This is a genomic window from Alkalihalobacillus sp. MEB130, assembly GCF_032335535.1.
Taxonomy (GTDB): Bacteria; Bacillota; Bacilli; order Bacillales; family Bacillaceae_D; genus Halalkalibacter.
This window is the reverse complement of record NZ_JAOANA010000003.1, coordinates 336236-363015: the sequence shown is the minus strand read 5'-3', so window position 1 is coordinate 363015 and position 26780 is coordinate 336236. Positions and strand designations below refer to the sequence as shown.

Sequence of the window (26780 nt, the reverse complement as noted above, 5' to 3'; positions counted from 1 at the left end):
CTTCGATGGTGAGATGAAGTGGTCGGGAAACCAACTTTATCCTATCATGAAGTGAGGTTTTTTTTTACTACCACGCTATAAGCTCTTTTGAACCCCCGGCATAGCCAGGGGTTTTCTAAACCATTAAAAAAAAAAGGGCACTGAAAAAGGTAGAAATTATACCTTTTCAGTGCCCTTTGTGATTAAGATATAACATGAAAGGCAGATTTTTTCACAGAGATAGATGTTGGCGTTTGCCCCATCATCTCACCATCGGCCGTTACAAAAAGCGGTTCATCGCTATCAACTTGAATGGACTCAACTTGCAAATAATCTACACCATTCATGGAAACATGCTTCCCTTCAAACACATTCGCTAGAATAAAAAGAAGTCGCCATTTCGGAAGGCTATGAATAATACATAAGTCTAATTTTCCATCATCGCTACTTGCATTCGGACATATTTTAATTCCGCCTCCATAATACGCATGGTTAGCTATGGCAATTAACCACACTTTCTCGAAAAGACGCTCTTCATGATTGATTGTAAGTTTTACAGAAGAAGGTTTATAAGTTAACAGAACTTTAAAAATGGTTAAAATATACGCTAATCCACCAAACCATTTCTTCCACTTCATTCTGTTTGCTTCGTCTGCTACTTTTGCATCAAAGCCAATTCCTACCACCGTCATACAATGCCTATCACCAATTTCAAGTAAATCTATTTTCTTTTGATCATTCTGCAAAAGCTTCTCTATTTCTTTGACATAATCTTTAGAGATTCCTCTAGCTCTTGCATAATCATTTCCAGACCCAGTAGGGATTACACTAAAAGGAACCGTAGTACCTATTAATTGATTCATAATCTCATGAATGGTGCCGTCCCCTCCCAGTGCGACAATTCCGGATATATTTTTATCTGAATGTATAAGGTCATGTAAGAAGGCAAGTCCTTCTTCCTTTGTTTCTGTAATAATGACTTGATAAGATACCTTTTTCTCTTTTAAAATTTCTTCGATTTCATTCCATATTTTAACCGAACGCCCTTTCCCAGATGTTCGATTTACTAAAAAATAATACACGTAACTCTCCCCCCCTTTTTTCATGGTAGTCTTCCCCATTTCACTCTCAATATACAAAGATATTCCTACCAATTATAAAGGAAAAAAATGAATAAAATACGTTTATTTGCACAAATTACTAGTAATTAAGTCTGTTCTTCCATATATACGTAAGGGAGGTGTTAATATGAACGCTTTACAATTTAACTTTACGATTCCTAAATATGTATTAACCAAAACGATAGGACGGTGGTTTCCTTCCATTCACTGGAATCCTCGCGTTTCATGTCTGACTTGGGGGGAGACAGATGAGCCAACCTTACCTAATGATGATTGGGCAAAAATCCAAGTAAAGTATGGAGGTATTTGTGGGAGTGACATGAATCTACTCTTTCTTCATGATAGCCCTTCCACTTCTCCTTATGTTTCATTTCCTTTTACGATTGGACATGAAGCAGTTGGACAAATAGCGGAAGTAGGAAAAAATGTTACACAGTTTACGGAAGGACAGAGGGTTGTCGTGAACCCCGTTCTATCTTGTGAAAGTCGTGACTTGGATCCATGTCCAGCCTGCAAACGTGGAGATGAGAGCTTATGTGAACAAAAAACGAAAGGTTCTATTGAATCTGGTTTATTAATTGGAGCTTGTAAAGATACAGGTGGAAGTTGGAGTCCGTATTTTGTTGCACATAAAAGCCAAATTATTCCATTACCTGATGAAGTCGATGATCTAAATGGGGTGTTAGTTGAACCGTTTAGTTGTGCTCTTCATGCTGTTTTACGAAATCCTCCGAATCCAGGCGATCATGTTCTCGTTATTGGTGCTGGTGTCATTGGACTTTCCGTGGTAGCTGCGTTAAAAGCACTTGAATATTCTTGTCGCATTACAGTTTTAGTCAAGCATGGCTTTCAAGGGGAAATGGCAAAATGTTTCGGAGCAGATGAGGTTATCTTTCTAGACAGTTCATATGTAACAAACATGGCAGACTCTCTCAGTGCGGAAGTGTTAAAACCATTATTAGGTCCAGAAATAGTCCAAGGTGGAGCCAATCTCGTATACGAATGTGTGGGAAAGAAAAAAAGCGTTACAGATGCACTCCGTTTTACACAAAGTGGCGGAACTGTCGTTCTACTAGGTTTAGCAAGCATCATGAAACAAGTGGATTGGACGACTGTTTGGCTTAATGAATTAACCATTAAAGGGTGTTTTGCCTATAGTACAAACGAGTTTGAGGGAAAAAAAATGAATACCCTTCAAATAGCTATCGAATTAATGAAAAGAGGGAAAGTTGATCTATCTCCTCTTATCACCCATCAATACCCTCTACATGACTATAAGGTGGCTTTCAACACCATCACGAAACGAAATAGCGAAAGTGCATTGAAAGTTGTCTTCACCCATGATCAAACTACTGTTGGAGGTTAGACATGAGAAATTTTATGCTTAGTTCAAACCCTACTAGTCCATTTTTACAAAAGTTATCAAAAGGTCTTGTTTCAACATTTTCAAAAAATGGATTTTCCTATACAGATAATCCAAATGATCCTCTTCAGCTTGTCTTTCATTTTGTAACAGAAGACAATATCAAACCATTTAGGAGAAAGGCACAAGCGACATTTGTTGTTGCTGTGTTAGAAAGTTCTGGACAACCTTATGATTTATTTACAGAGGTGTACCCATTCCTCGTTCGTTCATTGGCCAATCATTTTATGTATATCAATCACCAGTCTGGCAAAACTAATGTTCACTTTTTAACACCTGAACAAGGCTGTTATTCAATATCATATCAAGATGGAGAAAATGAACAAGAATTTTTAGACAAGATCTATAATCGTCTACAACCATTAACGTGTTCTCGACTTGTTATCAACAATCAATTTTCTGAGGACCTTCCAAAACAATTATGGCAAGGAGATCAAATAACATCAGAGCTTAGTCAATCAGGAAAACGATTAGATGAAATGGACTTGCTTCCTGCTCCTTTCCCATTAGACAAATATTTAAGCGAACGAGATATGCGCCATTTAAATAAATTATATGGATTAGGTGGCTTAAGTTATGGAAATTTGAGTGCACGCTCTGATGAAGACCACTTCTGGATGAGTGCAAGCGGAATCGACAAGGCCAACATGAAAGAAATTGGAAGAGATATTTTATACATTAAAGGATATAACGATGAAGAAAATCATATCGAGGTAAGCATTCCTCCAAATGTAACGCCAAAACGTGTTTCTGTTGATGCTATTGAGCATTATATGATTTACAAAGAACATCCAGATGTGGGGGCTATCGTTCATATCCATGCGTGGATGGACGGGATACAAGCGACAGAAATTAATTATCCATGCGGGACCATCGAACTGGCAGAAACGGTCGCCTCTCTTATCAGAGAGTCAGATAACCCAGCTGAAACCATTATTGGATTAAAAAATCATGGCTTAACGATCACAGGTCCGTCTCTTGAAAATATTTTCGACCGTATTGAAGGAAAAATTCAAAGACAAGTCCCTATGTCCTAAAAGTAATAAACTGACCCGATTTTAAGAGGCCACTGAAAAAGGTACGTTTTTCACCTTTTTTAGTGGCCTTTATATCTAGAGCACTTGTTTCGTTTGAACTAACTCTTTTATAGCATAGACAATATGCTTTGCTGCATCTGGTTTCTTTAATTTCCGTGCGTTTTCTACTAGCTCATTATAATATTTTTCATTGTATAACATTTTCTGTACGTGACTTGTGACTCCAGTCACTTCATCTGCTTTAACCGCGGTTCCAAACTCCATAAGAAATTCAGCATTATCTTCTTCATGACCAGGAACAGGCTGATAAATGATGATAGGAGTTTCACATGCCAGCGCTTCAGAAACGGTTAATCCACCTGCTTTAGAAACAACAAGATCACTCGCCCGTAAATATTTTGTGAATTGATCTGTATAAGGAATAACATGGACTCGATGTTTGCTTTGAATTTGAAGGATCTTCTCTTTTAATTCATTATTTGTCCCCGTCATACACAAAATTTGAATGTTCTGTTCGATGTTCTCTAAAGACATTAAGATTTCTTCGTATTTGCAAAGTCCTAAGCCACCACCAGAAATAAGAATCGTTTTTTCATCTGGTTGCAATTTCAAATCATTTCGTACCTTCCACCTAGGAATAGTAACATCTGGTATTTCTTTAATAGGAATACCGGTACAAAATAATTGGTCTAAGGATAAATTGTGCTCACTAGCAAAATCATTTATATGAGGAGATGCCGTGAAGTAACCGTCTATCTCTGGCCTCACATAAGCTGGATGTAAATATAAATCCGTTATGACTGTGTATAGTGGCAATGTTAAATTTTTCTTTTTCTTTAATCTTGCTAAAAAAGCCGTTACAAAAGGATGCGTGGAGATCATTACATTTGTTCTTTGTTTATTAATAATCGAGTTTAATTTTTCACAGAAAAAAGTTCCTAATTGGTCTAATACTAAAAACCAGGAGTATTCTTCGCTATATCGATATAACCTCCCCCAAAGACGCGGGGTCTTCTCGATCATCTTTAAATATAATTCTAAAAAGGTTTTGTGTAACAACGGATGAATGGATTGAAACGTATCTACAATGGTTACGGTTTCGCCTTGTAATTCAAATTGTTCTTTCAAGGCTTTTGAAGCTTCATTATGACCATTTCCGATTGAAGCAGAAAAGATTGTGATTTGACTCATAAGAGAACCTCTCTTCCTTGAACCAGATACAAGTATGATAAATTTAGTGTTCACTTTTTTTTCAATAACATTCAAGGATATGTTTTCAAGAAGTTGTCTGGTATACGGAAGTATGATCCTATGTTTTTTGGAAACAATCTGATATGATTTGTTGTATATGATCTTGTTTGTATTATTTGTTTATGGAAGGAATGACAAGAATGAAAACTGTATTTTCTGGAATTCAGCCAAGTGGTACGCTAACACTTGGAAATTATTTAGGAGCAATGAAACATTTTGTTGAAATGCAAAATGATTACAATTGTTATTTTTGTATCGTTGATCAACATGCTATTACGGTTCCTCAAGATCGATTAAAGCTTCGTGAAAATATCCGTAGCTTAGCTGCACTTTACTTAGCTGTTGGAATTGATCATGAAAAGGCAACTCTTTTTATTCAATCAGAAGTACCGGCACATGCTCAGCTTGGATGGTTGATGCAATGTGTTTCATACATAGGCGAACTCGAGCGAATGACCCAATTCAAAGATAAATCAGACGGGAAAGAAGCGGTTTCTTCTGCATTACTAACATACCCACCATTAATGGCTGCAGATATTCTTCTATATAAAACAGATATCGTTCCAGTAGGAGAAGACCAAAAGCAACACCTTGAACTTACACGTGACTTAGCTGAACGCTTCAATAAAAAATACAATGAGATCTTCACGATTCCAGAAGTTCGTATTCCTAAAGTTGGAGCAAGAATTATGTCACTTAATGATCCGACAAAGAAAATGAGTAAATCAAATCCCAACCCGAAAAGTTATATTTCTATGTTAGATGACGAAAAAACAATTACGAAAAAAATCAAAAGTGCCGTTACAGATACAGAAGGAACCATTCGCTTTGATCGCGATGAAAAGCCAGCTGTGTCGAACCTTTTATCGATTTATTCCCTATGTTCAGGTGAAACGATTGAAGCTATTGAAGAGCGCTATAGCGGAAAAGGATATGGAGATTTCAAAGCAGATCTTGCTGAAGTTGTTGTGGAAACGTTACGTCCTATTCAAACGCGCTATTTTGAGTTAATTGAATCAGAAGAACTCGATGATATCCTCGATCTTGGTGCCAACAAAGCTAACCATGTTGCAACTCGTATGATTGAGAAAGCAGAACGAGCGATGGGTCTTGGTAGAAAGAAGAGAAAATAAAACGAAAAGAAGAAGAACGGAGTACACTTCGTTCTTCTTCTTTTCGTGCAGGACACTTACCTTTAGTCCTTATTAGTAACCGCTATTTTTTTTCATGATCTTTCCTACAAAAAATGAAAGTCCAAGTGTTCCAACCAGTAATACAACCGTAAGGATTTGCATGACCGCATATGCAAAATTATCCATCGTTTCCCCTCCTCATGCAAGTAACATTACCTTATTAATTATAGGAGAGTTCTCACCCATTGTAAATGCCTAAGAGAAAGCCTTTTCCGCTTCTCTTAGGCATTAGTATGGTGTTTCAGCGTTTATCGTATGCTTGTTCACAAACCGTTCATTATTTGACACTTGTTCCGTGCTCAAGCTCCCAAAGCTTTTCAAAGAAAGCTTGTCCTCTAACCAAGGCTTCACATAATTGATGATGTCTATCAGTCCAACCATCACGTATTTCGGAATAAAGCTGCTCCCACGCTTCATCTCTTGAAAGCATTTGAATTCTAACGTAATCGTTCGGGCTCCATTCCGTATACCAGTACCGTACTTCAGCATCAGTCCCTTGTGAATACAGTTGATCTAAAGCCATGTACAATAACTGTTTTAATTGACGCTCTTTTCTTGTTAACCCCCATAAATCATCAGGGCTTGGTGAAAGGATATGATAGTCCTTTTCTACATCCATCATTAAGTCAAATTGCCTGAACTCATTTTGCTTTAATTGTTCATAAACCATCTGTTCTTGTCTTGGGGTTAAGCGGCTTTTTCTAATCGGAGTTTTGTACCCCATCGTATCAATGGCAATGATCCTTTCACCATCTGTAGCAATAAAACAATAGTCTAATTGGATACGTGACATGTTTTTTCGAAGGTAGCTTTTCTGATGAACCTCTTCTAGTAAATCGTCTGGCAAATCAGATAAGTCGTTCTCAATATAATGGAATAAACTCGGACTTACATAAACTAAAATGGCTTGATCTAGTACTTCAATTCTGTCGTCACTGCGCCATTCATGAAAATCACAAACATTATACCCATTTTCTTCTCCTTCGAACCAATTGACCCATACGTCCCGAATATGGACCATAAAAAGCCCCCCTTACTAATTTCGTTTTATTATCCACAGTATAGGCAGGGGAGAACCAGTTTATTCCACACTCTCTCAATTCATTCCAATTTATGAACTATTTTTTTCGAGTTTTTTTTCGCTTAGTTGGATAAATCATAGAGGTGATAATAATGATTACGCCAATGATAAAAAAGTAAAATTCAACTCTTCTTAATAAAAACATAAAATACATCGATGAGTTATATCCTGCAGTTAACAGATTTAAATAAGCCAAAATGCTTACTCCACCAATAACAGCAAAAGAAAACCCCACAAGGACAAAAAATAACCGAATCATGAGCTATCACACCAAATAAATGCCAATTCTCTCACCTCTCATATATTAAATCTAGACTTTTTAAGAAACGTGTCAGCTTTAACAGGTAATAATTGAACCGTGTTATCTAATTCGTTTGTTGCAGATTGGATCAATTTGTATCCTGTATAGTAGCCAAGCCATAAAGGAATTTTTTGTTCTGTGCTTCCATAAAGAACATGAAGATAATTTTTTCTGCCTTTTGTTTGTAAATTCGGTCGAATCCACCTGTTAAACCATTCGTCACTCCAGACATGATCGTAACGATGGGTCCATGATGCACACGATTCTACTCCTAACTCTTCTTTCACCGCAAACTCTGCAAGCCCCTCCATCACAATCGATTCAAGAAGAGTAACCGTTTCTTCGTTTTCCTTCATCGACTGTAACCGGCATATGTGGTGATATTCATGCGTAATTAAAGCAAGTAAATCTTTCTCATTTGTTGTTGAGTCAATAAAGAGAATAATCGCTTTTTCTAAAGATAGCCCTGTCTTCCCTCCAAGTTCATCTTTTAAAAAATGATTTTGCTGATTCATTGGCAATATATATATTTTCACATCTGGACCATCCCACTTCTCTTTTAGCTTTAAAAATTGCTTTTGGATGGTGAACCAAGGTAGTGTCTCATTCCACTTTTCGTACTCTACTTGTATGGATTGATCAGGTAGAAAAAGTCCCATCTGAATAAGGTAATGATGAAGCCCTAAAAGGTCTTTTGTTGAGAAGATTGGACTAAGTGGTTCAATGATCAAGTCGCGTTGACATTCGAATTTTTCTTCCATAGTCTTTGCTTCATTCCATTTTTTTTTGTAATGGAACAACCATTTATCAGTTCTTACAACCCCCATCTCATGAACCCTCCTTATTATTACTATATGAAGAGTTTGTCTTTAATGAACCAACTTCTGCCTTTTTATAAAAAAAGTGTGCTAGACTATTTCCTGATGGCATACGAGAATGAAAGAATAGAAAAAGGAGGATGGAGATGACTTCTTCATGGATCAAGCAAAAAGAAGCGTATTATGAATTACTTTCTTCCATTAATCAAAATATTACATCAGCAAATCAGGCTGCCTCACACCTTGGAATTGAAACAAGAGTTATGCCGTATCCACTCTTTAAAGAGCAAGTTGATCAAATCGAGGAAATTAGGAGCTATTTTAAAGAAGTAAATATGTCGACCGAACAAATGACGAATGAAGCCATTCTAACTTTATCTTTAAAACACTTTCATCAATTTATCGTCGGGCTCAAAACAGATACGTAAAACATGAACATAATACCTTCCTCACGAATAGGATAAAGAAATATGAAGATGAAGAAGGTGGAACTATGGACGAAAGTCTTAGATCGAAAATTTTATTCGCTGTCGTTCTCTTGCTATTTATTAGCTTCACTACTGGGATTTTCACAGGGAACGGTGTAGAAACAGAGGGACCACAAAGTCCATTATTATTATTTGATTAATAACTTTTAGGGAGGGGTTTGGATGTTTCGTAATGATCCACCTCATTATCAGAACCCTTATCGATACCAGCAGCAGCCACCAATGCCACACCAACATCCATCACAGCCACCACAGCGACAGAGGAGACAAATTGATCCTCATGCTAAGTTAACTCCCAATCAAATCGCTGTTATAACAGCAATCTTAACAAATGCTTTACGTGTACAATCGATTCTAGTTGACAAGGATAAAACGATTCAAGTACTGCTGGAAGGGTCATTGAATGTACAGCAAAAGTCCGAGTTAGATAAACTGGTAGATCAAGTCCGCGATGTCCCAGTTGGAGAGTTCCTAAACTCCTTATTAAATAAAGATAGCTAAGGGTCCATACATAAGCCCTTAGCTATCTTTTTCTATACAAGAAATGTTAGTTTCTTTTGTTTTGTATTCCACTCAAGAGAAGCACAAAATTCTCGGCCATCTTTTATAAATCCTTCTATTGTTTCAGTTTTCCCATCTTTTAACAGGGCTTTTACATCTTTTTGTCTTAACTTTTTCCCTAAAATCATCTTTGAAATCGTGAAGCGGCACTGTTTTGACTGATAATTGCTACAACCATAGAACATTCCCTTATCTATTACTGTACCGCCGCACTCGAGACATTTCCCTACTGATGAAGCTCTGCGTTTTCCTTTTTTGGGACGCCCTTGCATAGCCGATGTATCAAATCTTGAAAAGTCCCATGTTTGAGCGCGCTCTTCTGCTTCGTCAAGTAAATGATGGACAAGCTTCCTGATTTGCTCCATAAAATCGGTTGCTGATGCTTTTGCTTGACCAATTTCCCTCAGACGCTGTTCCCACTTAGCCGTCATTTCAGCAGAAGTTAACAAACTTGATCCTAAAGCTTCAATTAATAATTGGCCTTTTTCAGTTGGGTAGACGATGTTTTTTTGTACGGTCATATATCCCCTATCTTTTAAAACTGTAATAATTCCTGCTCTCGTAGCTTCGGTACCAAGTCCTTGTGAATCCATTAACACTTTCTCTAATTCTATATCAGATAAATGTTTCCCAGCCGCTTTCATCACATTAATTAGTTGACCTTCTGTATACCTTTTAGGCGCTTGAGTAATAGATTCTTTCGTTTCTACCTTTTTTACTAGACCAGTTTCCCCTATTTCCAAATTCGGGAGTTCCTGATCTTTTTCGCGCTGATTGGCTTGCAGTATCTTTCTCCACCCCAATTGTCTTGTCACTTTTCCTTTTGAACGAAAGGTGGCCCTGTTATCAACAAGAGTTTCTATTTTTGTCGTATCAACGATGGCATCTTGTTCATGCGCAGCCAAAAGAGAACGCACAATTAAATCATATATATTTCTTTCTTCCGGATTCAGTCTTTTAAGGTCTGGCACTTGTTCAGTTGGGATTATCGCATAGTGATCGGTTACCTTTTGATCATTTACGAATCGAGAATTACCCAATAAAGATGAAACGGGGAGAGGGAAATAGGAGGCGTATTCCGGCTTTGCTGCTAACGTTTCAAGGATGGATGGAAACGTTAGTGCTTCTCCTTTCGTAACGAAGGGGGAGTCCGTTCTAGGATAAGAAATATACCCTTTAACATAAAGCTTTTGAGCAAGATCTAAAGTCTGTTTAGGTGAATAACGATATCGTTGATTGGCAGATGTTTGTAAGCTAGACAATGTTAATAAGTAGGGTGGTTTAAATCGCTTTTCTTCCTTCTTTATATCAACAATAGAAACTTCTTTTTCTTTACAAAACGTCGCGATTTTTATGGCTAGTTCTGCTGTCTTTAACCGCGTTTCTCCTTCTTTATGCCACGTACCTTTATATTTCTTTCTGTCTACCTCGAAGGTAGCCGTAACTTCCCAAAAGGGCTCAGGCTTAAATGCCTCAATTTCCTTTTCTCTTTTTACAATTAGCGCTAGAGTAGGTGTTTGTACTCTTCCCGTTGAAAAAACATCTCCTATTCCTTTCTTTTGAAGAAGCAATGTATAAACACGAGAAGCATTCATTCCAACAAGCCAATCTGCACATGATCTGCTTAAAGCTTCAAAGTATAATGGTCTCGTGTCTTCTTCTGTCTTAAGAGAACGAAAGCCTTCCTCTACTGCTTTTTTAGTAAGGGAAGATAACCAAAGTCTTTTCAGTGGCTTGTGAATGCGACATTGCTCCAATATTAACCGGACAATGAGCTCCCCTTCTCGACCGGCATCACCTGCCATGATTATTTCTGTTACGTTGGAATCGGAAACCAACTTTTTGATGATTTGAAATTGTTTGCCCTTCCCTTTACTAACTTGATGCTTAAACTGTTCCGGCAAAATAGGCAATGTTTCTAGTTTCCAGGACTTCCATTTCGCATCGTAGCTCTCAGGAGGAACGAGCTCACATAGATGACCAATGGCCCAAGTAACGTAAGCTCCTTTTGGAAATTGAGCTGTTTTTTTTATTTCGATATAACCTGACTTTTTAACTGAATGATAAGGAGCGGCTAATTTAGCCCCTTGATCAGGCTTCTCTGCGATAATGACTTTCATATTTTCTATCCTTTCCCGGTCTAAGATACATTCATTATAACTTATTCCAAACTTTATAAGAGAAAAATTCCCCTTTCCGCTTCATTTAGTGTTACTATACAAAAAGATACATTTTTCACATATTTTTTAATGTTAACTACTAAATAAAAAAACCATACGTAACGTATTCACTTGTGAATACTTACGTCTCACCTTTTTGATGACACACTATAAAAAGGAGTACAAAATGGCTACATTAAACAAGTCTGTCCCTTTATCTACCTATACTCAGTTCAGCCGTGATGAATGGGCAAAATTATCTAAATCCACGTCTGAAGTACTAACACCTATTGAACGAGAACAACTCGGGGGAATAAATGAGACCATTTCTGCAGATGAAGTTTCTGATATTTATTTACCGTTATCGCAATTACTATATATGCACATGAAGCATTCTGTTACGTTACACGAGAATGTTGGAAGTTTCCTTCAAAAGAAAACAAAGAAAGTTCCCTTTGTTATTGGGGTTGCTGGAAGTGTTTCTGTTGGAAAAAGTACAACTGCTCGATTAATCCAAGCTCTTGCTTCACAATGGCCTAATCAACCAAAAGTGGATCTCATTACAACAGATGGATTTCTCTATCCAAATGCGGTGCTTAATGAACGTGGCCTTATGAAACGAAAAGGGTTTCCCGAAAGCTACGACATTGGTCGTCTCATTCGTTTTCTATACGAACTAAAATCTGGTCGCGCTTACATTGAAGCACCTATGTATTCACATTTAACATATGACATTTTAGAAGATACGGTTCAAAAGATCATAGAACCTGATGTCGTCATAGTAGAAGGAATCAATGTTTTGCAGGTCAATAAGAAAGATAGACGAATTCCCCAAGTGTTCGTTTCTGATTTCTTTGATTTTTCTATTTATGTTGATGCAGAAGAAGAAGATATCAAGTCATGGTATATTGAGCGGTTTAAAGTGCTACGTAACACTGCCTTTCAACAACCGGCATCTTATTTCCATCGCTTTCGTCATCTGAATGATTCAGAAGCGTATGACTTTGCCAGTGATATTTGGGCAACGATCAATGGAATTAACTTAGAAAAGAACATTCGGCCTACTCGGCATAGAGCGGATTTAATCTTAAAAAAAGGTGCTAAACATCGCGTTGAAGAAGTTCATCTAAAAAAAATGTAGAGCAGGAAGGGGACTCTTCCTCTCTACATGTCTTCATACACTAAAAATAGATAAAATAGATTGAAAGTGGGACAACAATTTATCTAAGAAGGATTGGGAAGCTTCTTTCACTTCTTCTATATCCTCCATCATCGTTACAGTCTCTTTAGGGCTTTCCTCTGGTTTGAGCCTCACCGTCTCAATGATGCGATCTCCTTCTCCTCTAACCCATAAACGACCAAGAGAGTTAACACGAATCGAAATCTCTTCATTTCGGTTTGATAGAAAATATAGATCTTCATCTAAAACGTATCGCTCTCCCTTCTCAGATTGAAACACATTATTACTAAAAATAACATTCGTGTGATAATGATCAAAACCATAATCAAACAATGCTTTCATATCATTATAAGCATGATCAGCAGAAGGGGCATTTAACGTTACAGCAATTAACTCCATTTCATCCCGTTTAGCTGTTGTTACGAGGGTATATCCCGACTTACGCACAAATCCATTCTTTACTCCTGTAGCTCCTTCATAATTCCACAATAGGCGATTATGGTTATAAATTACGGTTTCCCAGCCTTCACCAATCCATTCCATTTCTTTTGTTCCGACAATTTCTCGAAACATTTCATTTTGCATCGCATATTGAGTAATTTTCGCCATATCATATGCTGTTGTTAAATGATTCTCATCGTAGAGCCCATGCGGATTGGTGAAATGTGTTTGATGAATACCTATTTTTTCTTTAACAAACGTATTCATCAATTCCGAAAATTGCTCTTCACTTCCTGACATATGTTCAGCAATGGCCGTACCAGCATCATTTCCGGAGCTAATTAATAATCCTTGTACAAGCTTTAATAATGGAACTCTCTCATCTTCTAATAAATAAACACGAGTTCCAGTCACATTAACGGCTTCACTGCTTACTGTAACGATATCAGCCAAATTTCCTTCTTCTATAGCGACGATCGCTGTAACTATTTTTGTAATGCTAGCAGGGTACATCGTTTGTTCCATTTTCTGATTAAATAAGATCTCTCCCGTTTCCGCATCCATTAAAATTGCCGTTTCACTATGTAGTGACAATGTCTCATTAGCTGAGACAACGTTTGGAGTTCCTATGTTGAAATAGAATGATAGGATGACAACTAAACACAAGGTGCTTGTCATGATTGATGTTCTCTTCACAACTTTCCTCCAATCAGTAGTTTCATAAAATACAGTATACCTTACCTACATTACAACTCGTTAACATCTAGATTACAGATGAAGGAATCAAGAAAATATAATAAGAACTTTGAAAAAAAGTCAATTGAAAAAACTGGATTACATGGAAACCTTTCCAACCTTCATCACTCCCCATTTTCATACTGACTTTTCCTCAACCTCCTTTATCCTTAAACATCCTCCATGTTTCGACGTCACCATAACCTTTTAGTTTATTTCCATTTACCGTTACTATTCCTATAAGTTACTTATTTCTCCACAGTTCGTTACATAACTGTAAAAAAGCATGTTGCTCCTTACTGCTCCAATACTTCGTACAAATGCTCTTTCTAATTGGAAAAAGTTAGCTACTTCCACACACTCATTTTTATGCTAGTTTAGTAGAGTACGATTTACCAAGGAGGGCAATAAACTATGAAAAAAATGATTTTTACAATTTGTGCGGCAGCATCTATCTTTTTTATTGGAGGAAATGATACGCACGCTCAATCTGTTACACACTCTGTTGTTGCAGGAGACACATTATATAAATTAGGACAGCAATATGGCGTTTCTGCTACAGAAATCCAACGAGTAAATAACAAAACATCTTCCATGATCATGGTTGGTGAACGATTAACGATTCCTTCGTCAATTTCAGCAGCAGAAAGAGATCTTTTAGCTCGTTTGGTTCGAGCAGAAGCTGAAGGAGAACCTTATGCAGGAAAAGTTGCCGTTGCAACAGTTGTGTTAAATCGTGTTGCACATCGTGATTTTCCTAATACAGTCACAGGAGTAATTAATGAGGTTTCAAATGGTTTTTATGCATTTTCACCTGTACAAAATGGTCGAATTAACCGTGCCGCTGACCAAGAATCCATTCGTGCTGTTAATGAAGCTTTAGCTTTTCGTGGACAAGGTTCTGGTTCATTATTCTTTTATAATCCAACAATTGCAACCAATCATTGGAATGCAACACGTACAGAAACAGTTCGTATCGGAAATCACGTGTTCTCAAAATAATATCAGTGAGGTTGTCTCTTACCGATCTATCCCCAATATTGTAAGGTGGATAGATCGGTCTAGAACAACCTTCTTTTTTATGTTAGCAACCTCATCATATATTCTTCATCTATGTATTGCTCTTTCATTTTTAATGCTCTTTTCTCAAAACCATATACATAAAATCCTAACGACTCGTAAAGATGTTTTGCTTTTTCATTTGTTGCCGCAACCACAAGTTGCAGCTGCTCAATGCCTTGAACTTCGGCTTCCTTCATAACATATGTAAACAGTTCCTTCCCAAGTCCTCTACCTCTAGCTTTTTTTGCGATATAAACGCTACCTATCGCCCCTTTATGTTTCATCTTCAATAACGTAGAACGGGTAAGGCTAATCATTCCAAGAAGTTCACCTTCCTTTTCAAAGACTCCATAAAAAGTGGTTGTATCCAGTAATTTACCTACAAAAAAGTCTAAAGGCTTATCTACTTCTTCCTCATAACTTGCTGCAAAAGCTTCCGGTACTTCCTTTAAAGCTTCCAATCTAAGTTCTTTGAAACGTTCTACATCTTCTTTTGCTAATGGACGGATCATTTTGGAAACATCCTTTCTTCAAAAAATCAATCGTTTTATTTCTTATTCAAAACAGGTACTTTTCAATTAAAAATGGAATACATATATATACTTGACTAAGGTGGTGTTTATCATATGACTCGCTTATCCCGGACATCACGAATTAAAGCAGAACGAGTTCAAGCATCATTTGTTAATCGAATGACGGAAGTAAACAGCATTGACCAAGTTCAACCTATTGAGCGAACAGGACAAACAAAAAATCATACAAGCCACCCGTCTGAAAACCATCTATTTGGCTATGAACGCTATTATCAGACAAGACAAGAAATAAAACGTACGTTTAAACAATTTTACCGACAAGAAAAAGAATTGTCTAAAGCAGCTTCTCAATTAGATGAAACTAGCAACCAAATCCTAACACAAATTCAAAACCTCGTCCAAAAGTATAATGTAGCTGTTCACGCATTAGCAGATTTTGATGCAGCATCAGGGACGAACCATCTTTCTTCTATCCATGATCTAATTAGAAGGCACCCAGATGTGTTCTCCTCTATAGCGATGAACGTAGATGAGAGGCAAATGCTCTCTTTTGATCCGCCACAGTTTCTCATTCTGCTAGCCAAATCAAAAGAAACGACTTTGAACTATGTAAAACAGTTTAAAACTCTTTTACTGGATGAATACCGATTGTTAGCACGATCAAAGAAAACAACTTTTCTCAACCAATACGAAGCCAGTTCATTCAATTTAAAAGGCTTAATCATTGAAGAAGAAGGCTAACGTTCCTTCTTCTTCTTTTCGTTCATTTCATGGCACAAATTTGTTAAACTATAAGAAATTAGATTGGAAAAGAGGAAATATATGGATGTCATTGTTTCACATGTGAATTTAGACTTTGATGGATTAGCATCCTTACTAGCTGCTAAAAAGTTACATCCTGATGCACGAGTAGCCCTGACAGACAAACAACATCCAACGGTTAAATCTTTTTTAGCCATATACAGGGACGAACTTGCCTTCTCCTCCTATAACGATATAAATTGGAAGGAGGTACAAACGCTAATCCTTGTAGATGTTGCATCCTTAAAAAGGACTGGTATTCCCATCTTGGACTTGCCACCAAACGTGCAAACGATTGTTTATGATCATCATTCACCAAAAGATGGTGATTTATCAGGTGGTGAACGTTATATTGAACCTGTTGGTGCAACTGTAACGTTCTTAGTTGAGAAACTTTGCGAATACGACATGTCTATCACACCTTTTGAAGCCACTTTGTACGGATTAGGACTATATACAGATACGGGGAATTTTACTTATCAACAAACGACCGAAAGAGATTTATATATTGCAGCGTTTTTGAAGCAAAAAAAAATGGATATTTCTTTGGTAGATCGCTTTTCAGAACAAACGTTATCTATAGAAGAAAGACAGCTATTTCAAACGCTATTCGTTAATGGACAAGAGTATTTTGATAATGGGGTTACACTTTTTACTACGACTCATGAGCAACCCTCCTATCAAAGTGGACTTGCTACATTAACAAGAAGGCTCATGGAAACAACTGATTCAGATGCAGCCATCTCAATTGTAAAAATGAAAGAACATGTCTATGTCGTGGCTCGGGCCAGTTCAGATCGAGTCGATTTACGTAAGCTTATGGATTCATTAGGGGGCGGTGGACATGCACAAGCTGCATCTGCGACTTTAAAGAAACACGATTTAGATACCGTATTTCAAAAAGTTCAACAATGCTTACCAGCTATTGTGCAACCTGCTCTAACGGCAGCTGATTTGATGGCCACTCCAGTAAAATTCATTTCAACTGATCATAGTATTGATGAGGTTCAAAATCAGATGTATCAATATGGGCATACCGGTTTTCCTGTAGTCGATGAAGATGAATATTTAGTAGGAATCATTTCTCGTCGGGATGTAGATAAAGCCACTCACCATGGTCTAGGACATGCACCTGTAAAAGCCTATATGTCAAATGATCCCATCACGCTTCCAACAAGTGCTTCGTTAGAAGAAATCCAATCAACGATGATGAAACACAATATTGGAAGAATACCTATTCTAGAAAATGATAAAATGGTCGGAATTATTTCTAGGTCAGATGTTATTGCACAACTTCACAAGCAAGACGGGGAAACCATGAATGAAATCGTAAAGAAAATGAAACGTCAACTACCTCCTGCCCTATATAAGCTCCTTTTTAACATTGGTACCATTGCTGATCAAAAAGGAGTTAACATTTACTTAATTGGTGGAATTGTTCGAGACATTCTATTACATCGTAGTAATGAAGATATTGATATCGTAATTGAAGGGGACGGAATTGCTTTTGCTAATGAACTGGCTATTCAATTAGGGGGAAAAGTAAAATCTCATGAAAAATTCGGTACAGCAACATGGAAAACAACCGAGAACGTAAAAATTGATATTGTGACTTGTCGAACCGAATATTATGAAGCTCCTGCTGCTCTTCCGAACGTCCGTGCTTCTAACATTAGAGAAGACTTACGAAGACGGGACTTTACGATTAATGCAATGGCTATTCAAATAAACAAAAGTCACTTTGGGACGCTACTTGATTTCTTTCAGGGCCAAGAAGATATGAAGCAGCAAAAAATACGAATTCTTCATACACTTAGTTTTATTGAAGACCCTACTCGAATTATCCGAGGCGTTCGCTTTGCCCTTCGTTTCAATTACCAATTAGCTGAACAAACGTATAAATTAGCAATTGATGCTGCTCCCATGTTGCAGCAAGTAAGCTCCAAGCGACTCTTACGTGAAATAGAGCTGTTACTTAAAGAAGGTTCTATTATAGATGGAATTCAGATGTTAGATAATATCGGGGTTTGGTCTTATCTTATTGGTTTAAAAACAAATGTGCTTACAGCCAAACTTACTGATATCGTAAAATTAAAAGATCCGTTTCTTATTTTCTTAGCTCTTGCTTATGATCATGCTGACTGGGAAACAATCATTCAACCTTATGCGCTAACAAGCCAACATCGTACCATGATTCAACAGCTTGGGATAATGCAGCATATTGACACAGAAAATTTATCTTACTTAAGCTCAATCCACCAGCAGTTTCAACCGTATCAAGACGAGATTGTGTTTATTTACGCTGTGTTAGCTAATAAGAGGCATTTGCTCACTTATTTAGAAAAACGAAAACAGCTACCTATACTTCTTACTGGATCAGACTTAATTAAAAAGGGTTTGCATCCGGGCCCTGCTTTTTCGGACATTCTTAATCAGTTAACTTGTTTGCAACTGGATGGTGAAATTCAAACGAAAGACGAAGCATTTCAGTGGCTTGACTCAGTAAAAAACAAGTCTCAAACTTTTTAATAAAAAGAGGTTTTGCTTTCACTTATGGAGGGTATATACAAAGTGAACAACTTAGACTGGCAATCATGATGAGTGAGGTTGTCTCGTAAGGATTATAATTCTTATCGAGGCAACCTCTTTTACTTTTGTTTGCTTCTTCGAAAAGTTCATTTAGAAAAAGCTGTTTTCTTAAGACTATTTTCGTATACTTTGTTGGGGTTTCGTGTTCTCCACATGTTCGTTCCATTGCGCTCCAGCCACTCGCACCCGCAAGGAGGTGCCGAGCCTCCACGGCTGCGCCTGTGGGGTCTCGCCCCTACCTCTTCTTCCCGCAGGAGTCGAGTGACTTCCGCTCCATTTCACTACGAGAAAAAATGTTTCCATGCAGCAACGAACCTTTATGAAAACAGCCTTTAGAAATTCGAATCAGTTTTTGTTACGACCAACTCTAACTAATTTCATTTTTCATTCATGAAAATGCTATGATCAACGAATAATAATAGTATGTTTTCATCGGAACATAAAGTAACGTTATGATAATTGTGTTTACAGATTAATTTCATCGTTTCTCTAATATGATCGGAACGTCAGGAGGGCTTTCTATGTCCACCCGTAAAAGTATTAAAGCGATTCAAAAAAGAAGAAGGGTTCGGAACATCTTCCTTTTTTTTAGTGTTGCAATCATCCTCCTTGTAGGAACTGGGATTTCTTATGTTTATTTTCAATACGAAGCAGGACGAACCGAATCACAACAGTACACACATCAGCAAACCGAACAACAAACTTTGGAGCAATTCCAGAAGAAGAACCAAATAGATGACAACACCATTATAAAAGCAAAAGAACCTGAAAATAACGAACCAATTAACTTGCTTTTAGTTGGAGTTGACACTTCTGAAGCAGCTATCGCTCGAACCGATACCATAATGCTTGCACAGTATAATCCCAAAAATGGAGATGCAAAAATCGCCTCCATCATGCGAGATTCTTATGTTGAAATTCCAGGAAGGTCGAAAAACAAAATAAATGCCTCTTTTGCTTTTGGTGGAATTGATTTACTACAACAAACAATTGAGCACAACTTCGGTTTAAATATTCATTATTATGCTTTAGCTAATTTTGAGGGGTTTATCAATATGGTTGATACCATCGCTCCTAATGGACTCGAAGTAAACATTGAGCGAAAAATGGAAGATCCAAATAATTCTATTTATTTCGAACCTGGTATTCAAAATTTAAATGGAGAAGATACACTTAAATACGTTCGTTTTCGCAAGGATTTTGAGAATGACTTTGGACGAGTCAAAAGACAACAGGAAGTCATCAAACACTTACAAAACGAATTATTTACGATTTCAGGCATTACGAAAATCCCAAAAGTAATCGGAACACTTGAACCTCATTTAGAAACAAATATGCGTACAACAAAGCTACTTAGTCTTGGTCGTGATGTTGTTTTAAATCCAGTTGATCAAGTTGAAACAATGCGCATTCCCGTTGAGGAAAGCTATTCTGATGCATATTATCCACATGCAGGGGCGGTTCTAGAAATTGACCTTACCAAAAATCGTCAAGCACTTGCTGACTTTTTTGAAACTAAGTCAACTCTTTCCTTACAATTAAAAAAAGCTGACTGATCGATTTCTTTATTCGATCAGTCAGCTTTATTATTATTGTGTGAACTCTTTAAATACTAAAGTGGCATTATGACCACCAAAACCTAGTGAGTTACTTAATGCAGCTCGTACCTGTTGTTTGCGAGCTTGATTTGGTACATAATCTAGATCGCAATCAGGGTCTGGCGTCTCATAATTAATGGTTGGAGGAATAATTCCTTCCGTAATAGCTTTCACTGACAAAATTGCTTCCACTGCTCCAGCTGCACCTAAAAGGTGTCCGGTCATTGATTTTGTTGAACTAACAGCCAATTTATAAGCATGTTCTCCAAAGACAGCTTTTGCAGCCATTGTTTCGAATTTATCATTATATGGCGTACTTGTTCCATGTGCATTTAAATAGTCGATATCTTCTGGCTTAAGACCTGCATCTTCAATAGCTTGCTTCATTGCTCTAGCCCCACCTTCACCTTCAGGTGCTGGTGCTGTAACATGGTGAGCATCACCAGTAGCCCCATATCCGACAATCTCAGCGTAAATTTTGGCTCCACGTTTTTGAGCAGATTCCAAACTCTCAAGAATTAAAATTCCTGCTCCTTCTCCCATGACAAATCCATCACGATGAGCATCAAACGGCCTTGACGCTGTTTGTGGATCCTCACTCGTAGAAACTGCTTTAGCTGAACAGAAACCTGCGACTGCCATATTCGTAATCGGAGCCTCTGAACCACCTGTAATCATTACATCTGCATCTCCACGTTGAATAACTTTAAAGGCATCTCCAATTGAATTAGTTCCCGAAGCACATGCTGTAACAGAACATGAATTAATTCCTTTGGCCCCAGTTGTAATAGAAACTTGTCCAGAAGCCATATCAGGAATCATCATTGGAACGAAAAAAGGACTGACTCGTCTATGTCCTTTTTCAAGAAACTGACGGAAGTTTTGCTCGTATGTTTCCATGCCTCCAATTCCTGAACCAATCCATACACCGACTCGTGGTGCGATGTCTTCGGTGATCTCTAAATTTGCATCCTTCAATGCCATTAATGATGAAGCTACCGCAAACTGAGTGAACCTGTCCATTTTCCTTGCTTCCTTTTTATCAATAAAAACAGAAGGATCAAAGTCACGAATCTCAGCTGCTACTTTCATCGGAAACTCTTCAGCTGGAACCCTCGTTAATGGTCCTACTCCTGATTTCCCTTCAATTGCACTATTCCATGTGCTCTCTACATCTAAACCAAGGGGTGTCACAGCACCCATTCCAGTTACGACAACACGTCTTTTTTCCAAAGTCAATCTCTCCTTTACGCTAAAGGTTACCTGCCCCATCTAATTGCAACAGAGCCCCATACTAAACCAGCTCCAAAACCTACTAAAACCAAAAGATCGCCATCTTTAATTTTTCCATTTCTTATTTCATCGACCATCGCCATGGGGATCGATGCTGATGAAGTATTTCCGTATTTATGAACCGTTTTGGACATTTTTTCTACCGGCAACTCTAATCTCTCTCTTGCAGCTTCCATTATTCGAATATTAGCTTGATGAGGAACTAAGAAGTCACAGTCCTCTTTCGTTAGTCCAGCTTTCTCCAGTACACGTAGCGACGAGTCTCCCATTTGGCGAACAGCAAATTTAAATACTTCTCGACCATTCATTTCTAAATATGGACCTTTTTGATTAATGTGCATGGCACCTGCACCATCTGAACCTAATTCAAAAGCCAAAATCCCTTTATCTTCAGAAACTGGTCCAAGAACTGCAGCCCCAGCTCCATCACCAAACAATACAGCTGTATTACGATCTGTAAAATCGGTTATTTTAGATAATTTTTCCACACCGACTACAAGAATATTCTTATATGCTCCATTTTCAATAAATTGTTGGCCAGTTGCTAGACCATAGATGAAGCCTGCACACGCCGCACTAATGTCCATCGCAGCAGCCTTTTTAGCTCCAAGACGATGTTGAATTAAATTCGAAACCGTCGGAAACGGCATATCTGGTGTAACAGTCGCGACTAATATTAAATCAATATCTTCGGCTGCAACTTCTGCATGCTCTAATGCATCTTTAGCTGCTAAATACGCCATGTCTGATGAATCCACGTCTTTAGGCGCAAAGCGTCTTTCTTCAATACCTGTTCTTGTTCGAATCCATTCATCATTTGTATCTATCTTTTTTTCAAAATCAGCATTTGTGACAAGCTCTTCTCCGATGTAGCTGCCCATACCTAAAATCCCAGCTTTTGTCATATTACTCATTCCCCTTTCGCGATACACACGACTCTTTGGGTTATTATTAGTACCTGATACTAATTTTACAGCAAGAAACGATATCTGTCTATAAAACGTTACCCTTTATTTGAACGCGCTAAGCTCTTATTTAGAATAACCTGTTCTTTGTTTGTACGATGGTGAACTATTTAGGTGAATGCCTTTACACAGCGATGCAGGTCTATCCATACAATAAAAGGAGAGTACCGTAGTTAAAGGAGGGAATGACCATGAGTGACGAACAAAATCAGCAGCCTCAACAAACAAATCACCCCCCACAACCGCCGACGAATGACTTTTTTTCAGATTTAATGTTTGGAAGGCCGCCTATACAACCACAATCGAGTGAATCAAGAGAAGCATCACAACAACATGAACACCCACAATCGCCAGAGTCAAATGATCAATCAGCTTCAGATAGCAATAACCAACAAGGGGACCAACTCACGCACATTATAGCTCTAGTCCAATCGCTTAGCCCTTATCTAGTGAAGTTAGCACCTCTTGCTAGTAAAGTTTCTACTTTGTTTAATAATGAAGATGATACCGATACGACTAGCTCCAAGAACAAATCAAAAAAATCAAACGATTAAGCTAAGAAAGGGCACTGATAAAGGAATAAATGCCTTTTTTCAGTGCCCTTCTTAGTTAATTCTTTCCGTTATGCCTGTCCATCTTCTTTCTGCAATTCCACCATTAATTCATTAAAAAACCCATCTAACTGTTCTTTCAGCTTGGCTTCTTCTTCCGTTTTTGCTTCCATCTCTTTTACTTCAGCATACGTTTGTAGAAATCCTTCCAACTTTCCTGTTCTGATCTGAGCAATACTATAAGTTGAAAAAAGACGAATATGCGGAGCCTCGCTTCTTCTCATTAATTCTACGAATGGCTCTAATTTCTTTAACGCTTCTTCATCGCGTTTTTCTTTCACTAATTGAAAACCCTCTTTCATTTCTTGAGCAAAGGCTTTAAGTTTCTCCGTCTTCTCCATACAAACTCCTCCTCTTGAACTAATAGGCAAAACAAAAGCTCGTTCTGAGATCTTAGACTCAGGTCGAGCTGCATTTTTATATTTAATTAATTTGACTCTTCAGTAGCATGTTCTTTACCAAGTTCATACGCTTCTGACATAACATTAAGTAGTAGTTCTAACATTGGTTGCAAGTCTTCCATATTTAATTCGATGCCTTTATCATCTAGAAATTTCTTTCCTTCGGGAAGATGCTTCATGGCAATTTGCATAAATCTCATATTCATTTCAGGATTGTTCATTCTTATCCACCTCTATTATCATACTTACCACCATAACAATACTATGACAACCCCTATAAACGCAAGCTAGTTACAAAATTGGTTCTGTTGGTAACTCCCCAGTTTTTATATAGTTTTGAACGGCTTCTTCTAGTTTTCTTTTGATTTCTTCTGGAATACTTGAGCTAAACTCACCTAAAGAGATCACTTCATCTTGGAAATCATAATGTAAATTACCTGAATGTAATTCATCCATGTAATAACGTTTTGCTACGAGTTCATAAAGATAATCAACGTGCTGAACCGTACTTGTTAAAATTGTAGTTTCACCAAGATCCGATTGATCACTTACAAATCCTATCGCATAAAGACCTTCTTTTCTAATCTCTTCTATAAGATCGATATGATACCCGTCTCCAGCAGGGTAAAACACATCCACACCTTCTTGTTTTAACTCATCAAAGAACGTTAACGCTCTTTCACGATCAGCCCAATCTTCTACAAACTTCAAATGGACGATTGTAGCTGAATTACTAAGAGAAGCTCCATCTTGAAACCCTTTTATCTCCGGTTGCCAATCAAACGCTGCGATCGCTCCAATATTTCCATTTTCTGACATAGCAGCTGCCAGCATTCCTGCAAAGTATCCCATCGCATAACTATTAAAATGGAGACTTGTAACATTCTCTCCTTCAACTTCACCATTAAAACTAACAAAATGAATATGAGAGTACTCTGTACCCAATTGAGTAAAAAGATCCGCATAAAAACGGCCATGTCCAAAAACTAAATTCACATTTTGTTCATCGAAATCCTCAATTGCTTTTTTAACCTTTGATTCTGTATTCATATTCTCCATAAAAACAACATCAATATTTAAATTGGAGTGAATATTTAGTAAGCCTTGATAGCCCTTGCTATTCCATCCTTGATCATCAATTGTATCCTCTAACAACAACCCTACTTTATTTTCAGAAGAGGAATGACTACTGATACTAGAACATCCAATAAGTAAAATAGGCAACAACAGCAATAACAATCGTTGAAAAATCATGTTGACACTCTCCCTACTATTTACACTTATATATTAAACCATAAAAACCTCTTTTTCTCTTACGTTTCTACCAAGCAACTCTATAATGACTACTTTTGACCTATTATTCGTTAATGTTATGAGTGAATCCTCTTAATCTTGCATTTTGATATGAACTTGTAATCTGATTGTAATGATTGAGATACTTTGTTTGGTCAAGTTTTTATTTTTGTGTAATACCCTCATCATCATATTAGGCAGGTGAAACATAGGAGCAACACTGTTATAATGAACCGAGACTATTTAAAAGTAGAAGCGAGGATATTTTTATGGACTATAAAAAAGCAGTTGAGTCGCGCCGTACATTCGCGATTATTTCCCACCCGGATGCAGGGAAAACGACCCTAACAGAAAAACTTCTTTTATTTGGAGGAGCTATTCGTGAAGCAGGTACGGTAAAAGGAAAGAAAAATACAAAGCATGCAATGAGTGACTGGATGGAAATTGAGAAGCAACGTGGAATCTCCGTTACTAGTTCCGTTCTTGAATTTTTATATAATGGGTACCATGTGAATATTCTTGATACCCCTGGGCATGAAGATTTTAGTGAAGATACGTATCGTACATTAACAGCAGCTGACTCAGCGACGATGTTAATTGATGCAGCCAAAGGGGTCGAAGCTCAGACAAAGAAATTGTTTAAAGTTTGCAAAATGCGCGGAATACCTATTTTTACCTTTATGAATAAACTAGATCGACAAGGACGAGATCCTTTTGAATTAATGGAAGAGCTAGAAAACTTACTTGGAATTCGTTCCTATCCAATGGGATGGCCAATTGGAATGGGCCAATCATTCTCAGGAGTGTATGATCGACATAACAAAAAGCTCGAATTATATAACCCTGACAATCCGAAAGAAATAGATGTCATTCAGCTCGAAGGTCCAGATGATCCAAAACTAGATGAAGCGATAAACGATGAAGGTTTAGTTGCTCAGTTTCGTGAAGAGCTCGAATTACTCGATGTAGCTGGCGATGAATTTGACCCAGCGCTTATTGCTAGTGGGGAGCTGACACCTATTTTCTTTGGAAGTGCAATATCAAGTTTTGGTGTTCAAACCTTTTTAGAACACTTCCTAACATTGTCACCATCTCCAACTCCAAGGGAAAGTTCTAAAGGGGTAATTGAACCATTAACACATGAATCATTTTCTGGGTTTATTTTTAAGATTCAAGCTAATATGAATCCAGCCCATCGGGACCGTATTGCTTTCTTGCGAATTACTTCAGGTAAATTTGAACGTGGCATGACCGTTAAACACGTTCGTGTCGGTAAAAACTTAAAACTTGCACAACCTACTCAATTTTTAGCGCAAAGTAGAAGTATTGTTGATGAAGCCTATGCAGGTGATATTATTGGATTATTTGATCCAGGCAGTTTCCGTATAGGCGATACGCTTGTAGAAGGAGATCATTTTGAATTTGCTGAGATGCCTCATTTCTCTCCAGAATTCTTCAGTGCTATCACAGTTAAAGAGGCGTTAAAACATAAATCATATGAGAAAGGATTGCAGCAACTAACGGAAGAAGGAGCCATTCAACTGTTCAAAACGTATAATCGTTTTGCTGAACAGCAAATTGTAGGCGTCGTTGGGGTTCTTCAATTTGAGGTTTTGGAATATCGTCTGAAACATGAGTATCATGTAGACATCCAATTAGATCGTTTGCCATTTTCATTTGCACGTTGGGTGGATGGTCCACAAGAGGCGTTAGACGCTTTTAAGAAAACACAGCGAAACCTCGTGACAGACCGAGATGGTCGAATTGTTGTTCTCTTTGAAAACGAGTTTCAAATGCGAACAGCCATTGATAAATATCCAGAAATGAAATTCTATGAGAATTCGTTTATCAAATCAACATAAAAGA

The 26780-nt window shown here is 37.6% G+C and carries 26 protein-coding genes; 13 read left to right on the top strand and 13 right to left on the bottom strand.

The genetic code is table 11. The annotated features are described in order from the left end of the window. Window positions 1-182: 182 nt before the first annotated feature. Window positions 183-1061: a diacylglycerol/lipid kinase family protein gene (locus N0O92_RS05325; protein ID WP_315613616.1), complete on the bottom strand. Its 879-nt coding sequence runs from the start codon at window positions 1059-1061 to the stop codon at window positions 183-185. Between the two features lie 166 nt (window positions 1062-1227). Between N0O92_RS05325 and N0O92_RS05320 the strand changes: the two genes are divergently transcribed. Together N0O92_RS05320 and N0O92_RS05315 are read left to right on the top strand one after the other, a co-directional pair. Further along, window positions 1228-2466 carry a zinc-dependent alcohol dehydrogenase gene (locus N0O92_RS05320; RefSeq protein WP_315613615.1) on the top strand — a complete coding sequence of 413 codons (1239 nt, stop codon included), beginning with the start codon at window positions 1228-1230 and terminating at the stop codon, window positions 2464-2466. 2 nt (window positions 2467-2468) lie between these two features. Then, window positions 2469-3560 (top strand): class II aldolase/adducin family protein, encoded by a 1092-nt coding sequence (locus N0O92_RS05315; protein WP_315613614.1) that lies wholly within the window; start codon window positions 2469-2471, stop codon window positions 3558-3560. A gap of 75 nt (window positions 3561-3635) precedes the next feature. Here N0O92_RS05315 and N0O92_RS05310 read toward each other — a convergent pair whose 3' ends face one another. Then, entirely contained in the window at window positions 3636-4751 is a 1116-nt protein-coding gene (locus N0O92_RS05310; protein WP_315613613.1) for an MGDG synthase family glycosyltransferase, read from the bottom strand. A gap of 200 nt (window positions 4752-4951) precedes the next feature. Between N0O92_RS05310 and trpS the strand changes: the two genes are divergently transcribed. Then, complete coding sequence (gene trpS / locus N0O92_RS05305) at window positions 4952-5944, top strand: tryptophan--tRNA ligase (protein ID WP_315613612.1); 993 nt, start codon at window positions 4952-4954, stop codon at window positions 5942-5944. A 337-nt stretch (window positions 5945-6281) separates the two neighbouring features. On the opposite strand, the gene N0O92_RS05300 is transcribed toward trpS, so the two are convergent. From N0O92_RS05300 to N0O92_RS05290, 3 genes are all read right to left on the bottom strand, one after another. Continuing rightward, a complete protein-coding gene (locus N0O92_RS05300) occupies window positions 6282-7025 on the bottom strand; it encodes a DUF3603 family protein (RefSeq protein WP_315613611.1) in 744 nt (247 codons plus the stop codon). Between the two features lie 97 nt (window positions 7026-7122). Then, a complete protein-coding gene (locus N0O92_RS05295; protein WP_315613610.1) occupies window positions 7123-7344 on the bottom strand; it encodes a YuzI family membrane protein in 222 nt (73 codons plus the stop codon). 38 nt (window positions 7345-7382) lie between these two features. Further along, complete coding sequence (locus N0O92_RS05290) at window positions 7383-8213, bottom strand: DUF2268 domain-containing putative Zn-dependent protease (RefSeq protein ID WP_315613609.1); 831 nt, start codon at window positions 8211-8213, stop codon at window positions 7383-7385. 137 nt (window positions 8214-8350) lie between these two features. On the opposite strand from N0O92_RS05290, the gene N0O92_RS05285 reads away from it, so the two are divergent. The 3 genes from N0O92_RS05285 to N0O92_RS05275 all read left to right on the top strand — a co-directional run bounded on the left by N0O92_RS05285 (window position 8351) and on the right by N0O92_RS05275 (window position 9193). Next, window positions 8351-8632 (top strand): hypothetical protein, encoded by a 282-nt coding sequence (locus N0O92_RS05285; RefSeq protein WP_315613608.1) that lies wholly within the window; start codon window positions 8351-8353, stop codon window positions 8630-8632. A gap of 65 nt (window positions 8633-8697) precedes the next feature. After that, window positions 8698-8832: a hypothetical protein gene (locus tag N0O92_RS05280; protein ID WP_315613607.1), complete on the top strand. Its 135-nt coding sequence runs from the start codon at window positions 8698-8700 to the stop codon at window positions 8830-8832. Between the two features lie 22 nt (window positions 8833-8854). Next, window positions 8855-9193: a hypothetical protein gene (locus tag N0O92_RS05275; protein ID WP_315613606.1), complete on the top strand. Its 339-nt coding sequence runs from the start codon at window positions 8855-8857 to the stop codon at window positions 9191-9193. A 32-nt stretch (window positions 9194-9225) separates the two neighbouring features. On the opposite strand, the gene N0O92_RS05270 is transcribed toward N0O92_RS05275, so the two are convergent. After that, a complete protein-coding gene (locus N0O92_RS05270) occupies window positions 9226-11373 on the bottom strand; it encodes a DNA topoisomerase III (protein WP_315613605.1) in 2148 nt (715 codons plus the stop codon). 226 nt (window positions 11374-11599) lie between these two features. Between N0O92_RS05270 and coaA the strand changes: the two genes are divergently transcribed. Next, entirely contained in the window at window positions 11600-12553 is a 954-nt protein-coding gene (gene coaA / locus N0O92_RS05265; RefSeq protein WP_315613604.1) for a type I pantothenate kinase, read from the top strand. 33 nt (window positions 12554-12586) lie between these two features. On the opposite strand, the gene N0O92_RS05260 is transcribed toward coaA, so the two are convergent. Further along, on the bottom strand, window positions 12587-13729 hold the full coding sequence (locus N0O92_RS05260; RefSeq protein WP_315613603.1) for a D-alanyl-D-alanine carboxypeptidase family protein: 1143 nt from the start codon (window positions 13727-13729) through the stop codon (window positions 12587-12589). A 453-nt stretch (window positions 13730-14182) separates the two neighbouring features. On the opposite strand from N0O92_RS05260, the gene N0O92_RS05255 reads away from it, so the two are divergent. Further along, window positions 14183-14770, top strand: a complete 588-nt coding sequence (locus N0O92_RS05255; protein ID WP_315613602.1) for a cell wall hydrolase — start codon at window positions 14183-14185, stop codon at window positions 14768-14770. A gap of 77 nt (window positions 14771-14847) precedes the next feature. Here N0O92_RS05255 and N0O92_RS05250 read toward each other — a convergent pair whose 3' ends face one another. Next, entirely contained in the window at window positions 14848-15342 is a 495-nt protein-coding gene (locus N0O92_RS05250; RefSeq protein WP_315613601.1) for a GNAT family N-acetyltransferase, read from the bottom strand. Window positions 15343-15456: 114 nt separating this feature from the next. On the opposite strand from N0O92_RS05250, the gene N0O92_RS05245 reads away from it, so the two are divergent. The 3 genes from N0O92_RS05245 to N0O92_RS05235 all read left to right on the top strand — a co-directional run bounded on the left by N0O92_RS05245 (window position 15457) and on the right by N0O92_RS05235 (window position 20309). Further along, window positions 15457-16104 carry a hypothetical protein gene (locus N0O92_RS05245; protein WP_315613600.1) on the top strand — a complete coding sequence of 216 codons (648 nt, stop codon included), beginning with the start codon at window positions 15457-15459 and terminating at the stop codon, window positions 16102-16104. Window positions 16105-16185: 81 nt separating this feature from the next. Further along, window positions 16186-18693: a CBS domain-containing protein gene (locus tag N0O92_RS05240; RefSeq protein ID WP_315613599.1), complete on the top strand. Its 2508-nt coding sequence runs from the start codon at window positions 16186-16188 to the stop codon at window positions 18691-18693. 581 nt (window positions 18694-19274) lie between these two features. Continuing rightward, on the top strand, window positions 19275-20309 hold the full coding sequence (locus N0O92_RS05235) for an LCP family protein (protein ID WP_315613598.1): 1035 nt from the start codon (window positions 19275-19277) through the stop codon (window positions 20307-20309). A gap of 33 nt (window positions 20310-20342) precedes the next feature. Here N0O92_RS05235 and fabF read toward each other — a convergent pair whose 3' ends face one another. Together fabF and N0O92_RS05225 are read right to left on the bottom strand one after the other, a co-directional pair. Then, complete coding sequence (gene fabF / locus N0O92_RS05230) at window positions 20343-21584, bottom strand: beta-ketoacyl-ACP synthase II (RefSeq protein WP_315613597.1); 1242 nt, start codon at window positions 21582-21584, stop codon at window positions 20343-20345. A gap of 26 nt (window positions 21585-21610) precedes the next feature. Further along, window positions 21611-22549: a beta-ketoacyl-ACP synthase III gene (locus N0O92_RS05225; protein ID WP_315613596.1), complete on the bottom strand. Its 939-nt coding sequence runs from the start codon at window positions 22547-22549 to the stop codon at window positions 21611-21613. A gap of 251 nt (window positions 22550-22800) precedes the next feature. Here N0O92_RS05225 and N0O92_RS05220 point away from each other — a divergent pair, with 251 nt between their 5' ends. Further along, window positions 22801-23163, top strand: a complete 363-nt coding sequence (locus N0O92_RS05220; protein WP_315613595.1) for a hypothetical protein — start codon at window positions 22801-22803, stop codon at window positions 23161-23163. A 68-nt stretch (window positions 23164-23231) separates the two neighbouring features. On the opposite strand, the gene N0O92_RS05215 is transcribed toward N0O92_RS05220, so the two are convergent. The 3 genes from N0O92_RS05215 to N0O92_RS05205 all read right to left on the bottom strand — a co-directional run bounded on the left by N0O92_RS05215 (window position 23232) and on the right by N0O92_RS05205 (window position 24875). Beyond that, a complete protein-coding gene (locus N0O92_RS05215) occupies window positions 23232-23561 on the bottom strand; it encodes a hypothetical protein (RefSeq protein ID WP_315613594.1) in 330 nt (109 codons plus the stop codon). Window positions 23562-23647: 86 nt separating this feature from the next. After that, window positions 23648-23842 carry a ComZ family protein gene (locus N0O92_RS05210; RefSeq protein ID WP_315613593.1) on the bottom strand — a complete coding sequence of 65 codons (195 nt, stop codon included), beginning with the start codon at window positions 23840-23842 and terminating at the stop codon, window positions 23648-23650. A 70-nt stretch (window positions 23843-23912) separates the two neighbouring features. Beyond that, on the bottom strand, window positions 23913-24875 hold the full coding sequence (locus N0O92_RS05205; RefSeq protein ID WP_315613592.1) for a BMP family ABC transporter substrate-binding protein: 963 nt from the start codon (window positions 24873-24875) through the stop codon (window positions 23913-23915). Between the two features lie 308 nt (window positions 24876-25183). On the opposite strand from N0O92_RS05205, the gene N0O92_RS05200 reads away from it, so the two are divergent. Continuing rightward, a complete protein-coding gene (locus N0O92_RS05200) occupies window positions 25184-26776 on the top strand; it encodes a peptide chain release factor 3 (protein WP_315613591.1) in 1593 nt (530 codons plus the stop codon). Window positions 26777-26780: the final 4 nt, after the last annotated feature.

Coding starts and splice junctions, on each gene's coding strand:
- N0O92_RS05320 (WP_315613615.1), top strand. CDS start 1,228: ATGAACGCTTTACAATTTAACTTTACGATTCCTAAATATGTATTAACC.
- N0O92_RS05315 (WP_315613614.1), top strand. CDS start 2,469: ATGAGAAATTTTATGCTTAGTTCAAACCCTACTAGTCCATTTTTACAA.
- N0O92_RS05310 (WP_315613613.1), bottom strand. CDS start 4,751: ATGAGTCAAATCACAATCTTTTCTGCTTCAATCGGAAATGGTCATAAT.
- trpS (WP_315613612.1), top strand. CDS start 4,952: ATGAAAACTGTATTTTCTGGAATTCAGCCAAGTGGTACGCTAACACTT.
- N0O92_RS05300 (WP_315613611.1), bottom strand. CDS start 7,025: ATGGTCCATATTCGGGACGTATGGGTCAATTGGTTCGAAGGAGAAGAA.
- N0O92_RS05295 (WP_315613610.1), bottom strand. CDS start 7,344: ATGATTCGGTTATTTTTTGTCCTTGTGGGGTTTTCTTTTGCTGTTATT.
- N0O92_RS05290 (WP_315613609.1), bottom strand. CDS start 8,213: ATGGGGGTTGTAAGAACTGATAAATGGTTGTTCCATTACAAAAAAAAA.
- N0O92_RS05285 (WP_315613608.1), top strand. CDS start 8,351: ATGACTTCTTCATGGATCAAGCAAAAAGAAGCGTATTATGAATTACTT.
- N0O92_RS05280 (WP_315613607.1), top strand. CDS start 8,698: ATGGACGAAAGTCTTAGATCGAAAATTTTATTCGCTGTCGTTCTCTTG.
- N0O92_RS05275 (WP_315613606.1), top strand. CDS start 8,855: ATGTTTCGTAATGATCCACCTCATTATCAGAACCCTTATCGATACCAG.
- N0O92_RS05270 (WP_315613605.1), bottom strand. CDS start 11,373: ATGAAAGTCATTATCGCAGAGAAGCCTGATCAAGGGGCTAAATTAGCC.
- coaA (WP_315613604.1), top strand. CDS start 11,600: ATGGCTACATTAAACAAGTCTGTCCCTTTATCTACCTATACTCAGTTC.
- N0O92_RS05255 (WP_315613602.1), top strand. CDS start 14,183: ATGAAAAAAATGATTTTTACAATTTGTGCGGCAGCATCTATCTTTTTT.
- N0O92_RS05250 (WP_315613601.1), bottom strand. CDS start 15,342: ATGATCCGTCCATTAGCAAAAGAAGATGTAGAACGTTTCAAAGAACTT.
- N0O92_RS05245 (WP_315613600.1), top strand. CDS start 15,457: ATGACTCGCTTATCCCGGACATCACGAATTAAAGCAGAACGAGTTCAA.
- N0O92_RS05240 (WP_315613599.1), top strand. CDS start 16,186: ATGGATGTCATTGTTTCACATGTGAATTTAGACTTTGATGGATTAGCA.
- N0O92_RS05235 (WP_315613598.1), top strand. CDS start 19,275: ATGTCCACCCGTAAAAGTATTAAAGCGATTCAAAAAAGAAGAAGGGTT.
- N0O92_RS05225 (WP_315613596.1), bottom strand. CDS start 22,549: ATGACAAAAGCTGGGATTTTAGGTATGGGCAGCTACATCGGAGAAGAG.
- N0O92_RS05220 (WP_315613595.1), top strand. CDS start 22,801: ATGAGTGACGAACAAAATCAGCAGCCTCAACAAACAAATCACCCCCCA.
- N0O92_RS05215 (WP_315613594.1), bottom strand. CDS start 23,561: ATGGAGAAGACGGAGAAACTTAAAGCCTTTGCTCAAGAAATGAAAGAG.
- N0O92_RS05210 (WP_315613593.1), bottom strand. CDS start 23,842: ATGAACAATCCTGAAATGAATATGAGATTTATGCAAATTGCCATGAAG.
- N0O92_RS05205 (WP_315613592.1), bottom strand. CDS start 24,875: ATGATTTTTCAACGATTGTTATTGCTGTTGTTGCCTATTTTACTTATT.
- N0O92_RS05200 (WP_315613591.1), top strand. CDS start 25,184: ATGGACTATAAAAAAGCAGTTGAGTCGCGCCGTACATTCGCGATTATT.